The sequence below is a fragment of the Planococcus sp. PAMC 21323 genome (assembly GCF_000785555.1).
In the GTDB taxonomy this organism is placed as follows: Bacteria; Bacillota; Bacilli; order Bacillales_A; family Planococcaceae; genus Planococcus.
This window is the reverse complement of the sequence record NZ_CP009129.1, coordinates 3006694-3023513: the sequence shown is the minus strand read 5'-3', so window position 1 is coordinate 3023513 and position 16820 is coordinate 3006694. Positions and strand designations below refer to the sequence as shown.

The following is a 16820-nucleotide window of genomic DNA, read 5'->3' as shown; positions in this document are numbered from 1 at the left end:
GAGATGGATCCAAAAAAACTATTGAAAAAAATGGAGAACCGAGCTCCTGGAGTATTAGGAAATAAGGATTTCTTGAAATCAGCGGTTTTGTTACCTCTTATTGAAAAAGATGGAGAAACTCATATTCTCTTCGAAGTTCGTTCTCATGATTTGAGAAGTCAGCCAGGAGAAATTTGTTTTCCAGGAGGAAGAATTGATGATGAAGATCAAACGGAAGAAGAGGCTGCAGTGCGAGAGACGATGGAAGAACTAGGGATTGAAAAAGCGGATATTTCAAACGTCTATCCACTCGACTATATCGTTTCACCTTTTGGGATGATGATTTACTCATTTGCGGGTGTCATTGATCCAACGGTTACATTTAGTCCCAACCCACCGGAAGTCGATCATATTTTTACAGTGCCATTATCGTTCTTCTTAGAAAAAGAGCCGAAAGTATACCGAATCAACTTTGATATCCAACCAGAAGAAAACTTTCCCTACGATTTAATTGCTGGGGGAGAAAATTACAATTGGCATACACGTCAAGTTGATGAATATTTTTATATTTATGAAGACAAAGTGATTTGGGGGCTGACTGCCAAAATCCTTTCCCACTTTATCGAGATCATTCGTTGAATGGTCTTTTTATTTTGAAAAAGACAGGTCTTTTATCGTAATTTTTGAATTATGAACAGGATAAGCTTTAAAAGAATAGAATAAGCGTGTATAATTATTCATATGACTGATAATTAAAACTATTTTTACAGAAGGAGTCCTGACAATGAATACATACCAGCTAGAAGTTCTTGAAAATACGAACAAAAAAGAAAAACCGGTAAAAGATCAAGTGCCATTCGGGACTACATTTACAGATCATATGTATGTCTTGGAATATGAAACAGAAAAAGGCTGGTATGATCCGAAAATTATTCCTTATGGACCGATTACGTTAGACCCTGCAGCGATGATTTTTCACTACGGACAAACGGTTTTTGAAGGCATGAAAGCGTACCGTACTGAAGACGGCCGCATTTTATTGTTCCGTCCGGAAAAGAACTTTGAGCGCTTAAACCTGTCAAGCGAACGCTTGAGCATTCCAGCAATTGATGAAAAATTAGCTTTAGAGCATTTAACGGAATTGATTAAGCTTGAAAAAGACTGGGTTCCTAAAACACCAGGAACATCTCTTTATATTCGCCCTTATATCATTTCAACAGATGCTAATCTTGCAGTTGGACCCTCTCAAACGTATAAATACATGGTGATCTTGTCGCCAGTAGGCTCTTATTTCCCAGGTGGACTGAAGCCAGTTGTGATTCATGTAGAAGATAAATTTACGCGTGCTGTAAAAGGCGGAACGGGTATGGCGAAAACAGCAGGAAACTATTCTTCTGGTTACCAAGCACAAGCCAATGCCAAAAAAGAAGGCAATGCGGATGTACTTTGGTTAGACGGTGTTGAGAAAAAGTACATCGAAGAAGTCGGAAGTATGAATATCTTCTTTAAAATTAACGGAGAAGTATTCACGCCCGAATTGAATGGCAGTATCTTAAAAGGTATTACGCGTATGTCGATTATTGAGTTACTTGGCACATGGGGAATACCAGTTACAGAAAAACGCATTTCAGTGGATGAGCTTTATGAAGCATACGAAGCTGGACAAGTGGAAGAAGTTTTCGGAACAGGTACAGCAGCCGTTATTTCTCCAGTTGGTGAATTAAACTGGAAAGGCAAGAAAATGATTGTGAATAATCATGAAATCGGTGAATTATCTCAAAAAATTTACGATACGATCACAGGCATCCAAACAGGAAAAGTAGAAGATACACTTGGTTGGACTGTGGAAGTAAAATAAATCGTTTTAAAGGCATTATTTTAGCCCGTAGCTGTCAGCTTATCCGTTGTGATAAACTGATAGTTGCGGGTTTTTTGGTTATGCAATTTACATAAGTTTGTACTAGGATTTATAGATAAGTGATGACAGAAAAGAAGGTGTAGAAATTTTGAAAAGTTCGATAGGTCTCTCACGCACTCAGTTTATTTTATTGGTGGGTGCTTTGACTACTTTAGTTCCATTTACAATTGATATGTACTTGCCGGCGTTTCCGATTTTAGCAGACGTATATCAAACTAACGCTAGTGCTGTTCAATTAAGTCTCACAGCATGTTTGTTAGGGTTAGCAATCGGTCAATTGGTTGCGGGTGCACTGAGTGATATGCACGGTAGGCGCAAACCGTTATTAATTTCTTTAATCGCTTATATTGGCGCATCAGTCGCTTGTATATTTGCGCCAAACATCTACATATTTGTTTTTTTACGTTTTGTACAAGGATTTGCAGCTTCAGGTGGAATGGTTATTTCCCGGGCAATAGTGCGAGATGTCAGTCATGGTCCTGAACTAACACGATTATTTGCGCTATTAATGGTTATCGGTAATTTGGTGCCATTAATCGCTCCATCTATTGGAAGTGGAGTGCTGTTGTTTGCAGATTGGAAAGGGATTTTTATGTTACTGACGATTCTCGGAATCTTTTTATTGGTACTTTCTGCTTTGCGTTTAAAAGAAAGTTTACCGCCTGAAAAACGAGTACCAAGCAATTTGAAATCCACGGTTGGTAACTTTGCAGGGATTTTAAAAAACCGTCAGTTTACAGGATATGCATTAGCACAAGGCTTTTTAATTGGTGGAGTTTTTGCTTATGTATCGGGTACGCCGTTTATTTATCAAAATATTTATGGTGCTTCTCCGCAAATGTTTAGTTTGCTGTTTGGGGTCAACGGCATTGCGCTCATTATTGGCAGCTATTCGGTTGGCCGATTTACACATATTTGGTCTGAAAAAAGATTTTTGGAAACAGCGCTTTACGCAGCAACTATTGCAGGCGCCATCTTATTGACTGTCGTGTTGCTAGATGGACCTTTATGGGCTGTTGCAATTCCCATTTTCTTTTTCATCATGGCTATTGGGGTAGTTGGAACATCATCTTTCACGCTGGCTATGGAAAGCCAAGGACACGTCGCAGGAAGTGCATCTGCTTTACTCGGATTACTTCCTTTCATCCTTGGCGCTACAACGGCACCGTTAGTAGGAATCGCAGGAGAAAATACAGCGGTTCCGATGGGACTCGTGATTTTTTCGATGTGTTTGATCGCATTGCTTTCATATTTGTTATTAGCAAAAAACACAACTTCATCAATTGCTAACTAATTAAAGCCTAGAAATTTTTGGGGGCTCGGTTTGCATACAAAAGAATACTTACTCATTTTCTGCAGGAAAGTCAGTGACCGAAGGGACTTTCCTGCAGTGGCTTTGCGACGAAGCTAGCGCAGCGATGCAGGAGCATATCTTTGCCCTTCGCCACTTAGTGTTCCGAATCCTGGAGTGAGTAGAGGGAAAAACTTTTCATAAGTTACTTTTATGATGAAGCGTACTAAAGAATCTTACTTTGTTTGGAGCAGGAATCCTTCAACTGGGTTGGCCACGAAGACTCCTGTAGGAAAGCGAAAGCTGAAGGCCCCGCAGGAACGTCAGTGACGAGGAGACTGAAGCTGAGCCCACGGAAAGCGAAGTGGCCAGCCTGGTTGAAGAGTATGCATCATTATTTAGTTTAATAAGCTTTGTCTACAGTCTAAGCCCAGAATTTTTTCTGGGCTTTTTGTATTGTGTAAAAATACCTGTTTTTTACAATTTACAAAGTCTAAACAATTCTCTAATTAAATCTTAACAATCAACTTTTATACTGAGCGTGTAGATTAAATGACTGGAGGAGAAAACATGATACATAGAAAATTGAAAACAAAAGTTTTACCGATTGCTTTAGCATCAGCAGTGGCATTTACAGGGGTCGGTCTATTTACACCATCGGCTGAAGCGGGGGCCTTTGACAAACACCAAGGAAAAGCACATGGACATGAAGATGCTAAAGACAAAAAGAATAAAAAAGAAAAAGTAAAGAATGTTATTTTTTTAATTGGAGATGGGATGGGCACATCGTACACCTCTGCGTATCGATACTTGCAAAATGACCCTTCGACTAAATTTGTCGAAAATACAGCACTCGATGCGTATCTGGTTGGCCAACAATCAACTTACCCTGAAGATCCACACCAAAACGTTACAGACTCTGCGTCCGCAGCTACAGCTATGGCCGCGGGGATTAAAACTTATAATAGTGCGATCGCTGTTGATAATGATAAAAACAGCGTGAAAACAGTTCTAGAGGCAGCCAAAGAAAAAGGCAAATCAACAGGCCTCGTTGCAACATCTGAAATCACACACGCTACACCAGCGTCGTTTGGTGCTCATGACATTGCACGAAAAAATATGAATGCAATTGCAGATGACTATTACGACGAATTAATCGACGGAGAACATAAAGTAGACGTTCTTTTAGGTGGAGGAACTTCTTTATTCGAACGAACAGACCGTAATCTTACGGAAGAATTTCAAAAAGACGGTTATAGCTACCTGACAAACCGTGATGAACTCTTAAAAAATGATGATGAGCAAGTGCTTGGTTTGTTTGCACCGGCAGGTCTTCCAAAAATGATTGATCGTGACGATAGCACACCATCGTTAGAAGAAATGACGACATCTGCCATTGATCGTTTATCAAAAGACAAGGAGGGTTTCTTCTTAATGGTAGAAGGCAGTCAAGTTGATTGGGCAGGACATGATAATGATATCGTCGCAGCTATGAGCGAAATGGAAGACTTTGATAAAGCATTCCAAGCTGCAATCAAATTTGCAAAGGAAGACGGTAATACGTTAGTGGTTGCAACAGCCGATCATTCGACAGGCGGCTTCTCGATTGGAGCAGACGGAATCTATAACTGGTTCGGCGAGCCGATCAAAGCAGCAAAGCGGACACCTGATTTTATGGCGCAACAAATTGTAGACGGTGCTAGTGTAGAGGAAACGTTAAGCGATTATATTGACCTTGACTTAACTGCTGAAGAAATAGGAGCTGTGAAAAAAGCTGCAGAAGGTAGAAAATACACAGCTATTGATAACGCAATCGAAGAAATTTTCAATGAGCGCACACATACAGGATGGACAACTGGGGGCCACACGGGAGAAGATGTTCCAGTTTACGCATATGGTCCAGCAAGTGACAAGTTTGCAGGCAAGCTCGACAATACGGATCATGCTAAAATCATTTTCGATTTGCTAAAAGCAAAAGTTGAGATTAACGACAAGTAATAAAGTGAAATGAGGACATGGAATGAAAAAAGCGATTTATTTAACCATATTCTCGGCATTGATACTCGGAGGATGCTCTGAGAAGCAGGATACGGTAGCGGTGGCTTCAGCAGTTGCTGAACAAGAAATTCCTGACTATTACGAAGACTATGTCTTGAATCCTCAAGTTACAGATGATCGCACCTTGCAAAACCTTGGTCAAAGCAAGAAGGATGCTAAAGGAGAAGCGGTTGTAAAAGCAGTCAACATGAATTCCAAAGCGTATGAAATTGGACCTGTCCAGTTAACCGTAAAAGAATCGAAAATTTTACAACTAAAGCCGGATTATAGCTTAATCGATTTTTACCACTCCTACACACATGAACAAGAATTCACGTTAGTTAAGATGTTCGTAGAAATCTCCAATCTCTCTGACGAGGATGTGAACTTTGCCCCAGTAGCTTTACTGGAAACGGACAAAGAAGAACTAAAGCTTTGGGAAGATGATATTTATTTGGAGGAACTGACCGGTACACTAATGGCAGGCGAAACAAAGCGAGGAAATGTAGGATTTATCATCGAGGAAAGTAAGATCGATTCAATCGAAATTACGACAAGTGATGTCTTTAGTAGTCATGGAGAACAACTTGCAAAAGCAAAAAATTTTACTACGCAATTTGATTAATCACTACAAAGAGTGCTTGGATGAATTACATCCGAGTACTTTTTTATTACTATTGAGAAATATGAAATGCCTACTATATGAGTACATAAAACCAGTAAAACCACGTTTGAAATAGATGAAGTAGTTAATTTGCAGTAAATTTGGTTTTTTCTAAATATTATGTTTATATATTGAAAAAACATGTTATCATTCTTTATACTTAACAACACATCAGGAGGAACCGCATATGATAACCTTTTTTGCTGCACTGGTACTACTTATTTTAGGCTATGTATTTTATTCGAAATTCATCGAACGTGTTTTTGGAATTGATGATCAGACACCCACACCCGCGTATTCCAAAACCGATAAATTAGATTTTGTGCCAATGAGCTGGTGGAAAGGTAATTTGATTCAATTATTGAATATTGCAGGTCTTGGTCCAATATACGGGGCAGTTGCAGGTGCGTTGTACGGTCCGGTAGCTTTTGTTTGGATTGTTGTGGGTAGTATTTTCGCTGGAGGGGTACACGATTATTTTTCAGGTGTGCTTTCGATGCGTCACGGCGGGGCACAATTTCCAACCTTGGTTGGGAAGTACCTAGGGAAAAATGCGAAAGTATTCATCAATGGCCTTTCTCTTGTGTTGATGTTATTGGTGACTGCAGCTTTTACGGCTGGTCCGGCACAGTTGATCGCGCAAATTACACCGATTAACTTTATCACGGCATTAGCAATTATTTTCTTCTATTTTATCTTGGCAACGATTTTACCCATTAATAAAGTTATTGGGCGTATTTATCCGCTACTAGGCGGGATTTTACTATTTATGGCGATTGCAGTAGCTGTGGCACTCGTATTCTCTGGCAAACCAATGCCAAACCTTACTTTCGAAAATTTACATCCAGGCACTTTGCCGATTTGGCCGTTATTAATGGTCACTATTTCATGTGGTGCAATTTCTGGCTTTCATTGTACGCAGAGCCCGATTATTGCACGAACGATGAAAAAAGAGTCAGATGGTCGTAAGATTTTTTACGGAGCTATGATTATTGAAGGTGTTATTGCTTTAATCTGGGCAGCAGCCGGAATGACATTTTTCAACGGCACTGAGGGACTTGGAGCGGCGCTGGCTGCAGGTGGTCCGTCTGGTGTGGTCAACGAAATTTCAATCACGTTACTTGGATCGATCGGTGGCTTGCTAGCGATTTTTGGTGTTATTATTTTGCCTATCACTACAGGTGACACGGCACTTCGTTCTTCACGAATGATTTTAACGGATATTCTTTCGAAATTTGTCAACATGCAAGGCAAAGTGAAAGTTTTGCTAGTCACGATACCACTAGGAATTCCAACGTTCTATATGGCAACAATCGATTATACATTCCTTTGGCGTTATGTTGGGTGGACCAATCAGTTGGTAGCAACGTTTATGCTTTGGACGGCAGCAGTTTACTTATTGAAAAACTTTAAATTTCACTGGGTGGCAGGTGTACCTGCAATCTTTATGACAGCAGTCGTTTCCATGTACATTTTCTATGCACCAGAAGGCTTGAATATGGATTACCAAGTATCTGCGATTATTGGCGGTTGCATCACATTGGTAGTTGTTGGGTGGTACGCAGCTCAAATTATGAAGTACAGAAGCATAAAACAATTAGAAGCAGACTACCACACTTTATAATAGTAACGAAAAAGCATGGGATTTCTCCTGTGCTTTTTTTCATGCAGCAAATTCTCAGTCAAAAGTGCCGTGTGTGAATCTGAAAATATATGGTAAACTGACGTATATTTTAAGTTCTTTTTTATGCAGAATAATCTGACTCATTTATTGTGTTTTCGTCCTTGCGAAACAGATAGCCTAAAAAAGATCGTTAATAACACTACATTAAAATGAATAAATATTCATTAATATTGTATATTTAAATCCATTAAAGTCTTATTTAAAAGAAAAATACAAATAAATAATTGACTTAAAATACGAAAGAGTGCATAATAACTCTATTCAAGAGATTCGATAAAAAAGTCGATGGAAATTTAGTCACGGAGGCAAGGTTCTTCCGTTTTTGAACAAATGGAAGATTTTTTTATTTATCAAAAACGGGTGGTGAATGCACGTGGAGAAGAAAAGAATTGTTGTGAAGATCGGAAGTAGTTCGTTAACAGATGAACAGGGAAAGCTATCAATTGAGAAGTTGCGAGAGCACGTGGATGCACTAGCTCGTTTAAAAGAAGAAGGACACGAAGTGGTATTGATCTCGTCTGGAGCTGTTGCTGCAGGATGTATGGGCATGGGGTATTTATCTCGACCTAATACGACAGTCGATAAACAATCGGCTGCAGCAGTGGGGCAAAGCTTGTTACTGCAGGCGTACGCCGATGAGTGTAAAAAGCATAGTATTGTCGCAGCACAATTGTTGCTGACGAAAGATCTTTACAAAAATGCCAATGATACCATTTCCAAGCTCTTGGAACGGAATGTTATGCCAATCATTAATGAAAATGATTCAGTTGCAGTAAAAGAACTCACTTTTGGTGATAACGACATGTTGTCTGCGCTAGTTAGTGGGCTGATTCATGCCGATTTCCTCATAATTTTAACCGATATTAATGGCATTTATCTCGAAAACCCAAGAACCAACCCTCAAGCTCAGAAATACCTCTATTTACAAGACATCCCTGATGAACTAATAGCTGCAACTTCTTCTGAAGGCTCTGACGTAGGAACTGGCGGTATGAAATCTAAAGTAGAAGCCGCTCGTACGGCGCTTGCTTTTGGCGTCCAAGTATTTATCGGTTCTGGAACTGGCAGCGAAAAACTAGTCGATATTTTTAAAGGCATTGGCGATGGAACCTATATCGGTGTGAAAACAGAAATGAACGTTTAATAAACCAAAAATTGAAAGGGGCAATTGGATGACGAAACTTTTTCAAGAGCAAGAAACGGACCAAAGCGAACTTCTACAAAAAGCGAAAAAGGCAAAACAAGCTTCAGCGATACTAGCAAAGTCGACGACAAAGCAAAAAAATAACGCTTTGCGTTCCATTTCAGCACAATTGCTAGAAGAACAAACTTATATTTTAATGGAAAACAACAAAGATGTGGAAGTTGGCCGTCAAAATAATATGAGTGAGTCGTTAGTAGATCGTCTTAAGCTAGATGAAGATCGAATCAAAGACATGGCGGATGCTTTGATCCAACTAACAAAACTAGCAGATCCCGTGGGTGAAGTACTTGAGAAATGGGAGCGTCCAAACGGTTTAACCATGTCCAAAATTCGCGTACCTTTAGGTGTTGTTGGCATGATTTATGAAGCACGCCCGAATGTTACAGTAGATGCTTCGAGCTTATGTTTGAAAACAGGGAATGCGGTCGTATTGCGTGGCAGTTCTACAGCCATCTATTCGAATAAAGCAATTGTTGCTGTTATTCACCGAGCATTAGAAAAAAGTGAGTTGCCAGTGGAGTCTGTGCAGTTATTAGAAGACACGAGCAGAGAAGCAGCATCGCATATGTTCAAGTTAAATCAATACTTGGATGTGTTAATTCCTCGTGGAGGCGCGAAGTTGATCCAGACGGTTGTTCAAAATTCGACAGTTCCAGTTTTAGAAACTGGCGCAGGAAACTGTCATATTTATATCGATGAAACAGCAAATGTTCAAATGGCAATTGATATCGCGTTAAATGCCAAAACACAACGTCCATCTGTCTGCAATGCTTGTGAAAGTATTTTGGTTCACCAAGCTTGGGCCGATAAGCATTTGCCACTATTGATGAGTGCTTTACAAGACCAGCAAGTAACAATCCACGGGAACGAACCCGTGCAAAAACTCTCACCTAATGTGATAGCTGCAGAAGAAGAGGATTGGGGAACAGAATACCTCGGACTTGAAGTGGCGATCAAAACTGTGGATAGTGTCAGTAAAGCAATTGAACACATCAATACATACGGAACCAAACATTCAGAGGCAATCATTTCGAAAAATCCAGAAAACGTCGATCAATTTTTCATGGAAATTGATGCCGCAGCAGTGTATCACAATGCTTCGACTCGTTTTACAGATGGTTTCGAATTTGGATTTGGCGCAGAAATCGGCATTAGCACACAAAAGCTTCATGCAAGAGGACCCATGGGGTTGCCAGCCTTAACCTCAACAAAATACATTATACGCGGAAATGGGCAAATAAAATAAAGAGTAAAAGAGGTATTGGGGCGGTGCATCCAATACCTCTTCTTGAATTGTTTAATTGTAAAAACTCTTGATACTCTTTGATCTATCTATTTATCTCCTAAGCGATCAGAGCGGTTTATAGCATTGTAAATTGCACAAATAAATTTCATGTGTTAGCCAAAGAATGAATACTTATATCGTCATATATACTAATCATGCAGGCGCTTCCCTAGACCCTGAGTTAGGAATGATCAAGCTTCTTAAAAAGTAAATTAGTTGGTTACTCTCTCTGATTGGAGACTCATGCTAGCAATCGTTCTGGCCACGGAGACTCCTATGGGACAGCGAGAGCTGACCCCGCAGGAACGTCAGTGACGAGGAGGCTGAAGCTGAGCCCATGGAAAGCGCAGTGGCCAGAACGGTTGTGGATAAACGCCACTATTCAGTTTAACAAGACTTTATCTAAAATCTGAAAGGACCCGGAGCAAAAGCTCCGGGTCCTTTTTTATGCCTGTACTTTTGTGCGGTTATGTTTCCACATCATGTAACGGTAACGAATTGTACAGCCGATGCAATAACCCATCAATGCGACACCTGCAGCGATAATGACCATAATACTAAATGCAAAACCGAGTAACGGTAAACCAACAGAAAAGAATAAGAATGAAAGTCCTAAACAGATAGTGGCAATCCATTGATTAAACAACTGTTGATCTCGGTCTTCTTGCTGGTAACTTGCCATGGGTTTTTTCAAAAAGCGGCGGCTCCACAAAATTACAGGGTTTTTCTTTGTAGATAATGTATAAGCTCCAACGGCAAATGGTAACAATAAAATAGCTGGATGGAGCAAAAGCGCCATTATGACAGTAACAACGATAAAAGCTTGGTTGGTTTGAACAAGGGGTTTTGGAATAGTCATAAACGCGCCTCCTTAAGTTTCAACCAATTATACCAAGAGATTTACTTGGTTTAAAGAATAATGCTTGAAAAAAGCTTTTTTTATTAATTTTTTTACATCAACTGAGATATAAACAAAGTCGCCATACCAAAATAAATCAATAAGGACAGAATATCGTTAATGGTTGTGATTAAAGGACCAGACGCAACAGCTGGATCAATATTAAATCTGTACAAAATAAGAGGGATAATCGTACCAGCTAAGGTTCCGATGATTAAAGTCATTAATAACGACCCACCAACCACAATACCTAATACAAAACTACCTTGCCATACATAAGCAATTAGTAAAATAAGAACAGAACAGATGACACCAATAATAATGCCGACCCATAATTCTCTCACGATTAGCTTGACGGTTTGCTTGGAATTTAGTTTTTGTGAAGCTAATCCACGGACTACGACAGACAAGGATTGTGTGCCGGTATTTCCAGTCATCCCAGCAATTAGCGGCATAAAGAAAGTTAACGCAACAACAGCTTGCAAAGTATCCTCGAAACGGCTAATTATACTACCTGAAAAAAGTCCAATGAATAACAGCAAAATTAGCCAAGGCAGTCGACGGTAGGCTGCTGTCCAAGCAGGTGTATTAAAGTCAATTGATTTACCGGAAGCAGAAAGCTTTTCAATATCTTCATTGGCTTCTTGCATGACAACATCAATGACATCATCAACAGTGATAATTCCGGCAAGTGTATTATCATTTTCCACGATTGGCAAAGTGACAAAATCATAACGGCTAATGATTTGAGCCACATCTTCTTGGTCCATCAACACGTCAGCTTTAACAACGCGCTTATACATAACTTCTTCAATTTTGTCTTCTAGATTTCCAAGGATCAAATCCTTATAGGAAACTACTCCAAGTAGCTTTTTATCTTCATCGACAATATAAAGATAGTTGAGATATTCTGCTAGTTCTGCGAAATGCTTGATCTTATCTATAGCATCACGAATGGTGTAATGACGTGGAATCCAAACATAGCGGTTATTCATTAAGCGACCGGCTGTTTCAGGAGGATAGGTCATTGTGGTATGGATAAACTTAGAATCGTCCTGATTAATCTGTGACAATAGTTCTTCAATGCGCTCTGGTTCTAAATCGGCAAGGAGTAGTGTTAAATCATCATTGTCCATACGATCTAAAACTTGGGCTGATTTTTCTATGCCTAATTTTTGAAGAATATCGATTTGTTCAACTTTAGACAGTTCTTGCATCAACTCTGTTAATTGGCGAATGGTTAGGTATAGCAAAAATTTATTCTGGTGCTTGTCTGGTAAATGTCGGTATTGAATCGCCATATCGTATGGTTGAAGTTCTTCTAGAATTTCTTGGAATTCATTTAATTTGCCTTCTTTTAATGACTTGATCAAAACCAATGTAATTTCGTCTTCACGCAATAGGGTTGTCATAAGCTTCACTCCTTTTGTTCATAATTCTAAGCTGCTCTTGTTGATTATTGCCTTAAATGGCGTATTTGAAAAGGAATACTTATAAAAGATGGTAAAAATGCATTAATTGACATATAATAATGAAAATCTGAAAAAGGCAAACTCCATCGAAAGAGGAGGACGCAAAGCCATGAGCCTAACCGTTGAAAAACGCAAGGTCGTCAGGTTGCCAGGGTCTCGTTCTTTGAGTCGCGGCTTACAGAACGGGAGGATATGGGGAAATGAAAAAATTTATGATGGCAGGTGTATTATTATTGTTTATGCTGACACAAACGGGTGTCAACGCTCATGCAATGGAAGTGGATGTTAAAGCTACATGGTTATGGAATCCGTGGATGATTTATAGTGATGAAGCAGGCACACTTGCCTTTTTAGAAAGCAAAGACCTCAATAAGGTCTACGTACAAATCGATGAAGACATTCCTGTAACTGTTTATCAAAGCTTTATTGAAAAAGCGGGCGCATTGGGCATGACAATATATGCACTAGACGGAGCAAATGATTGGGTAGCACCTAAAGGCTTTACGAAACAAGACCGGTTGATGAACTGGCTATCTACTTATCAGCAAAATGCATTACCAGCTCAGAAGTTCACGGGTGTTCACTTGGATGTTGAGCCGTATTTATATAGTGGTTGGAATACGAACCGAGCAACAACGATCAAATCTTATCAATCTCTTTTAAGTAAAGCAGCATCGAGCACGGCTGCGATGAATTTACCACTCGAGGCAGATATGCCTTTCTGGTTCGATGAAATCGCTTATAAAAACATTTATGGCAAAGGTCTACTCGCTGAATGGGTAATTGCCAATACAGACAGTGTTACATTAATGGCATACAGAGATTCAGCGGCAATGATTACAGAACTAGTAAAAAATGAAGTAGCTTATGCAGAAAAATATGGAAAAACAGTAGTAGTCGGAGTTGAAACAGGTCAAACCGATGAAGGCAATAATATTTCGTTCTTTGAAGAAGGCGAAGCTTTCATGAACGGTGAGTTGGCGGCAGTATCTGCTTATTATGCGGCAGCATCTGGATTTGGTGGCGTAGCCGTTCATCATGTAGACAGCTGGAAAACAATGAAACCTTAAAATCTAAAAAAACTGACGGAGAAAAGGATTGTCCTTTTCTCCGTCAGTTTTTAATTGCTCACATATTATTCGGTTTCCCCGAACGTTTCTTGAAGAATGTAATACGATTGTTTTAACCGTTCCTCGGATTGTGGTAATCCCCATGTTTCCCACGAATATTGAGCAACTTTCTTCGAATCGAAAGCTTCTACAACTTTTCCATCTTTGTTGGTTAAGTTCGCTGCAACATCAAGACCTGTAATCGTTTGAGAAGCCTCGATGCCATCTTTTTGAAGGTCGCCTGTAAATTCACGTTTTGCTGGGTCTTTCGCATTTAGTAACATCCAAGGAATTCGAATTTCCAGAACGCCGGTTTTTTCATCGTAATAATAATCATTTAACGAATCGTATTCTTCGTGTTCTGGATTGGCAATGCCAAATTGGAAAATTCCAGTTTCATAAGAAGAAAACGGTAGAAGTTCCCCAGTGTCCGGACGTACAAACTCTTTGTTTAAAGCAAGTCGAATTGGATGGAATGTCGATTCGATGTTTTCTTCTGCGGGAATCATTTTTAAACGTTCATGATAATCATAGTAAAAACTATCGTAATCGCCAGCCACTTGCAATTGTGCTTGTTTTAGATTTTCAATCTTCAACTGGAAATCTGCTAGAAATTCAGTTTCTTCTAAAGCATCGACCGCAATGCCTTTGTTGTTACGGATACTAAAGTAGAGATTAAAATCATTTTCAGTCCACCAATTGTTATTGGCTGGGTCAAATTGCGCTTTAACGTAGACATATCGCTCATCTGAATCCATCGTAACACTGTTAAGTGCACCTTCATCTTTTTCGTAAAGTGTTTTTCCATCTTGCCAATCATCTATACCATCGACTTTTACTTTATGACGGTCAAAGCTCAACAAACCAAATTGTTGCTCATTGGTTTGGGCATTCGACCAAAATGGTCGTTCGTTCGGATTATCGTACTCCATTGTATTCCATGTTCGTTTAAACCACTCGTCTTGCCAAGTAAAGACCATACCGCCTAGCATGCCTTCTTCAAGAATATCCTCGTACATGTGACTGACGATTTCCCCTTGTTCTTTTTCAGAGATAAACCCTTGATTCCAACCAAATGGATTTTCATGAGTCATCCCACGTGAAGCAGGGACTCCAAACTCAGCAATGAGTACGGGTATATCGTGAGAGTCATTCAAGTCTTTTAAATAGCCGGCGTAGTTATTAAATTCACCGCGGTGATCGACATACTCTGTATAACGCTCTTCTAAATTCAAGAAATCCGGGTAGTACGGATAGACATGATACGAAGCAAACATGCCAACTGTATCCGTTATGTCCTTGGTCTTGATGTGATTCGGATCAACAGTCGCCATATCTTCTTGATCACTTGGCTCTGCAGGTTGATCAATGTTATCGGTTGTTACCCAGTTAGTAAAGCTTAACGGACGCATACTGTCGTAAGTTTCAAGTTCATAAGAAGCGAGAAGATCTAATTGCTGTGCCAACCAATTTTCCATCGGGTTGGCATTTTCCGTGTAGATGTATTGACCTTGGTACTCGCCAAGATCAGGATAATCTTGCTCCATTTGATCAACCATAATTGGGAACCATTCGATACCAATCATCCAACCGATCACGTAAGGAGAGATGTCGGTTTTATAATTACCGTAAGCATGTCCGGGTTGTTGTTCCACAACCGCATCGCCATGGACAACATCCACGATTTTTTTGACTTCTGCCTGGAAGCGTTCAGTAATGTCAGGGTCAAAAGCATTTAAAGACTCCACCAACGGTTCTTCATCAATCCAAACACCATGATACAAATAAAGAGGCTCTTTAGCGTTAGCGTTATATGCCGCAAATGCCTCGTAAAAAGCAGGAGGGTGCAGTGTATAGACACGCACTGCATTAGCATTCATTTCGCCAATTGCTTTAAACCACCGATCATATTCTGCACGTGTAATGGCTGCTTCGCCAGGAAATGTTCCCGGCTTAGCCATTCCTAGGTTTACCCCTTTAATAGTAAGTGGCTGCCATTCACCATCTTCATAAACTTCAAATGTTTGGTCGTTGACACGAGAAGGATAAGAAACGCCATTTTCAACGGCAAGCGCTTTTTGTGCCTTTTCAGCAGGGGCTTTTTTAGCTGCTGCATTTGCCATAATAGATTCCATCATGGGGATATACGTTTTCCAGTAAAAACTCTTTTCAGCATCTAATGCTTCTGTAGAAAGAATAGAACGCAGTTTTGAGAAACCTGCAAAGCGATAAAAATTTGGAACATCATTGATATCGACAAAATCCCCGGCAAAATAGTAAACGTCTGCTCCATATTTGGATTGATGGAACACAGCAGGAAAGTTTTCTGGAATGCCCGCTTTTTCCAACTTCTCCTTGCCTGCATCTTGCAAGTCCCACTGATAGTCTGCAAGAACTTCAGTTTCTGGAAGAGCCAGATTGATATCAAACCAATAATCGAAAGAAGGGCTATTTTTCAGATCAAATTGATCAGTTCCTTGTTCCGTGAATTCTAGGTATAGACCGTCGCTACCAATTTCGTCTGCTTCTTCAGAAAGAATCACTACTTCACCGGTTTCATCGTTAACCAATACAAACCCAGCGCCTTCAAACTGCCATTGCACATCATTTTTTTCATAATTTTCAACAATCCATTGAGGAACGGCATTTTTAGAAGTTTGCAACTCTTTAAAATAGCGACCGCTCCAACCGCTCCACTCAAGACCTAAAAACTCATTCATATCTTGTGAAACTTCTTTAGAAGTCGGAGAAGCAAACGTGTTGAATTCCATAACTAAGTCGGTGCCTTCAGACTGGACTTGTTGTTTAATCGTCTGCCACTCGTCCATTTGGAGTCCACCTGTAATCATAGATGAACTACCTGGTTTTTTGTCTTTCGTTTGCCAAGGCAGGTCTTCCTCGTAAACTCCATAAGAATCAGCTAGATAAATGAGGTCAGTTCCGGAATAATCCGTAGGCAATTCACGGATCGTATAGCTCTCATTTTCTTCATCGGGAACAAAACCGTAATAGTCGACGGATTCGTTATAGGTTTCTCCTGGTTCAGAAACATAACGCTGGTGATTTAATAACCAGGTTAAGCCTTTATGTTCCCTATAACTTTCGGATGGTACGGTTTTATCGATAATGGCTATATTAACTATTTTTTCTTCTTGTAAAAACCAAATTATGATAGGGAGTGCAAGTAAAACGACCACTCCGCCTAGAGACAATCCTATTTTTTTCATATAAACCACTCTTTTCTATTTGAAAATACAACTCATTAGTTATTATAGCTTG

At 39.8% G+C, this 16820-nt stretch carries 12 protein-coding genes and 1 riboswitch; of the genes, 9 read left to right on the top strand and 3 right to left on the bottom strand.

Going from position 1 to position 16820, the window contains the following annotated elements; all coding sequences use genetic code 11:
* Positions 1-3: 3 nt before the first annotated feature.
* The 8 genes from PLANO_RS14900 to PLANO_RS14865 all read left to right on the top strand — a co-directional run bounded on the left by PLANO_RS14900 (position 4) and on the right by PLANO_RS14865 (position 10023).
* Positions 4-618, top strand: coding sequence for an NUDIX hydrolase (locus tag PLANO_RS14900; protein ID WP_038705210.1), 615 nt, complete (start codon positions 4-6; stop codon positions 616-618).
* A gap of 145 nt (positions 619-763) precedes the next feature.
* Entirely contained in the window at positions 764-1837 is a 1074-nt protein-coding gene (locus PLANO_RS14895; protein WP_038705209.1) for a branched-chain amino acid aminotransferase, read from the top strand.
* Positions 1838-1985: 148 nt separating this feature from the next.
* Complete coding sequence (locus tag PLANO_RS14890; protein WP_038705208.1) at positions 1986-3191, top strand: multidrug effflux MFS transporter; 1206 nt, start codon at positions 1986-1988, stop codon at positions 3189-3191.
* A gap of 567 nt (positions 3192-3758) precedes the next feature.
* Entirely contained in the window at positions 3759-5186 is a 1428-nt protein-coding gene (locus PLANO_RS14885) for an alkaline phosphatase (protein WP_038705207.1), read from the top strand.
* A gap of 22 nt (positions 5187-5208) precedes the next feature.
* Positions 5209-5850, top strand: coding sequence for a hypothetical protein (locus PLANO_RS14880; RefSeq protein ID WP_038705206.1), 642 nt, complete (start codon positions 5209-5211; stop codon positions 5848-5850).
* Between the two features lie 226 nt (positions 5851-6076).
* A complete protein-coding gene (locus PLANO_RS14875; RefSeq protein WP_038705205.1) occupies positions 6077-7513 on the top strand; it encodes a carbon starvation CstA family protein in 1437 nt (478 codons plus the stop codon).
* A gap of 433 nt (positions 7514-7946) precedes the next feature.
* Positions 7947-8717 (top strand): glutamate 5-kinase, encoded by a 771-nt coding sequence (gene proB / locus PLANO_RS14870; RefSeq protein ID WP_038705204.1) that lies wholly within the window; start codon positions 7947-7949, stop codon positions 8715-8717.
* 28 nt (positions 8718-8745) lie between these two features.
* On the top strand, positions 8746-10023 hold the full coding sequence (locus tag PLANO_RS14865; RefSeq protein WP_038705203.1) for a glutamate-5-semialdehyde dehydrogenase: 1278 nt from the start codon (positions 8746-8748) through the stop codon (positions 10021-10023).
* Between the two features lie 484 nt (positions 10024-10507).
* Here the strand turns inward: PLANO_RS14865 and PLANO_RS14860 are convergent, their stop codons facing one another.
* Together PLANO_RS14860 and mgtE are read right to left on the bottom strand one after the other, a co-directional pair.
* Complete coding sequence (locus tag PLANO_RS14860) at positions 10508-10921, bottom strand: DUF4395 domain-containing protein (RefSeq protein WP_038705202.1); 414 nt, start codon at positions 10919-10921, stop codon at positions 10508-10510.
* A gap of 92 nt (positions 10922-11013) precedes the next feature.
* On the bottom strand, positions 11014-12372 hold the full coding sequence (gene mgtE / locus PLANO_RS14855) for a magnesium transporter (RefSeq protein WP_038705201.1): 1359 nt from the start codon (positions 12370-12372) through the stop codon (positions 11014-11016).
* Positions 12373-12497: 125 nt separating this feature from the next.
* Positions 12498-12585: riboswitch (cyclic di-GMP riboswitch) on the top strand.
* 47 nt (positions 12586-12632) lie between these two features.
* Between mgtE and PLANO_RS14850 the strand changes: the two genes are divergently transcribed.
* Positions 12633-13502 carry a hypothetical protein gene (locus tag PLANO_RS14850; protein WP_038705200.1) on the top strand — a complete coding sequence of 290 codons (870 nt, stop codon included), beginning with the start codon at positions 12633-12635 and terminating at the stop codon, positions 13500-13502.
* A 65-nt stretch (positions 13503-13567) separates the two neighbouring features.
* On the opposite strand, the gene PLANO_RS16135 is transcribed toward PLANO_RS14850, so the two are convergent.
* Positions 13568-16768, bottom strand: coding sequence for a hypothetical protein (locus PLANO_RS16135; RefSeq protein ID WP_038705199.1), 3201 nt, complete (start codon positions 16766-16768; stop codon positions 13568-13570).
* Positions 16769-16820 lie beyond the last annotated feature (52 nt).

What these genes read in the sequence shown, in the direction of transcription:
- PLANO_RS14900 (WP_038705210.1), top strand. Translation starts at nt 4, where the DNA reads ATGGATCCAAAAAAACTATTGAAAAAAATGGAGAACCGAGCTCCTGGA.
- PLANO_RS14895 (WP_038705209.1), top strand. Translation starts at nt 764, where the DNA reads ATGAATACATACCAGCTAGAAGTTCTTGAAAATACGAACAAAAAAGAA.
- PLANO_RS14885 (WP_038705207.1), top strand. Translation starts at nt 3,759, where the DNA reads ATGATACATAGAAAATTGAAAACAAAAGTTTTACCGATTGCTTTAGCA.
- PLANO_RS14880 (WP_038705206.1), top strand. Translation starts at nt 5,209, where the DNA reads ATGAAAAAAGCGATTTATTTAACCATATTCTCGGCATTGATACTCGGA.
- PLANO_RS14875 (WP_038705205.1), top strand. Translation starts at nt 6,077, where the DNA reads ATGATAACCTTTTTTGCTGCACTGGTACTACTTATTTTAGGCTATGTA.
- PLANO_RS14865 (WP_038705203.1), top strand. Translation starts at nt 8,746, where the DNA reads ATGACGAAACTTTTTCAAGAGCAAGAAACGGACCAAAGCGAACTTCTA.
- PLANO_RS14860 (WP_038705202.1), bottom strand. Translation starts at nt 10,921, where the DNA reads ATGACTATTCCAAAACCCCTTGTTCAAACCAACCAAGCTTTTATCGTT.
- mgtE (WP_038705201.1), bottom strand. Translation starts at nt 12,372, where the DNA reads ATGACAACCCTATTGCGTGAAGACGAAATTACATTGGTTTTGATCAAG.
- PLANO_RS14850 (WP_038705200.1), top strand. Translation starts at nt 12,633, where the DNA reads ATGAAAAAATTTATGATGGCAGGTGTATTATTATTGTTTATGCTGACA.
- PLANO_RS16135 (WP_038705199.1), bottom strand. Translation starts at nt 16,768, where the DNA reads ATGAAAAAAATAGGATTGTCTCTAGGCGGAGTGGTCGTTTTACTTGCA.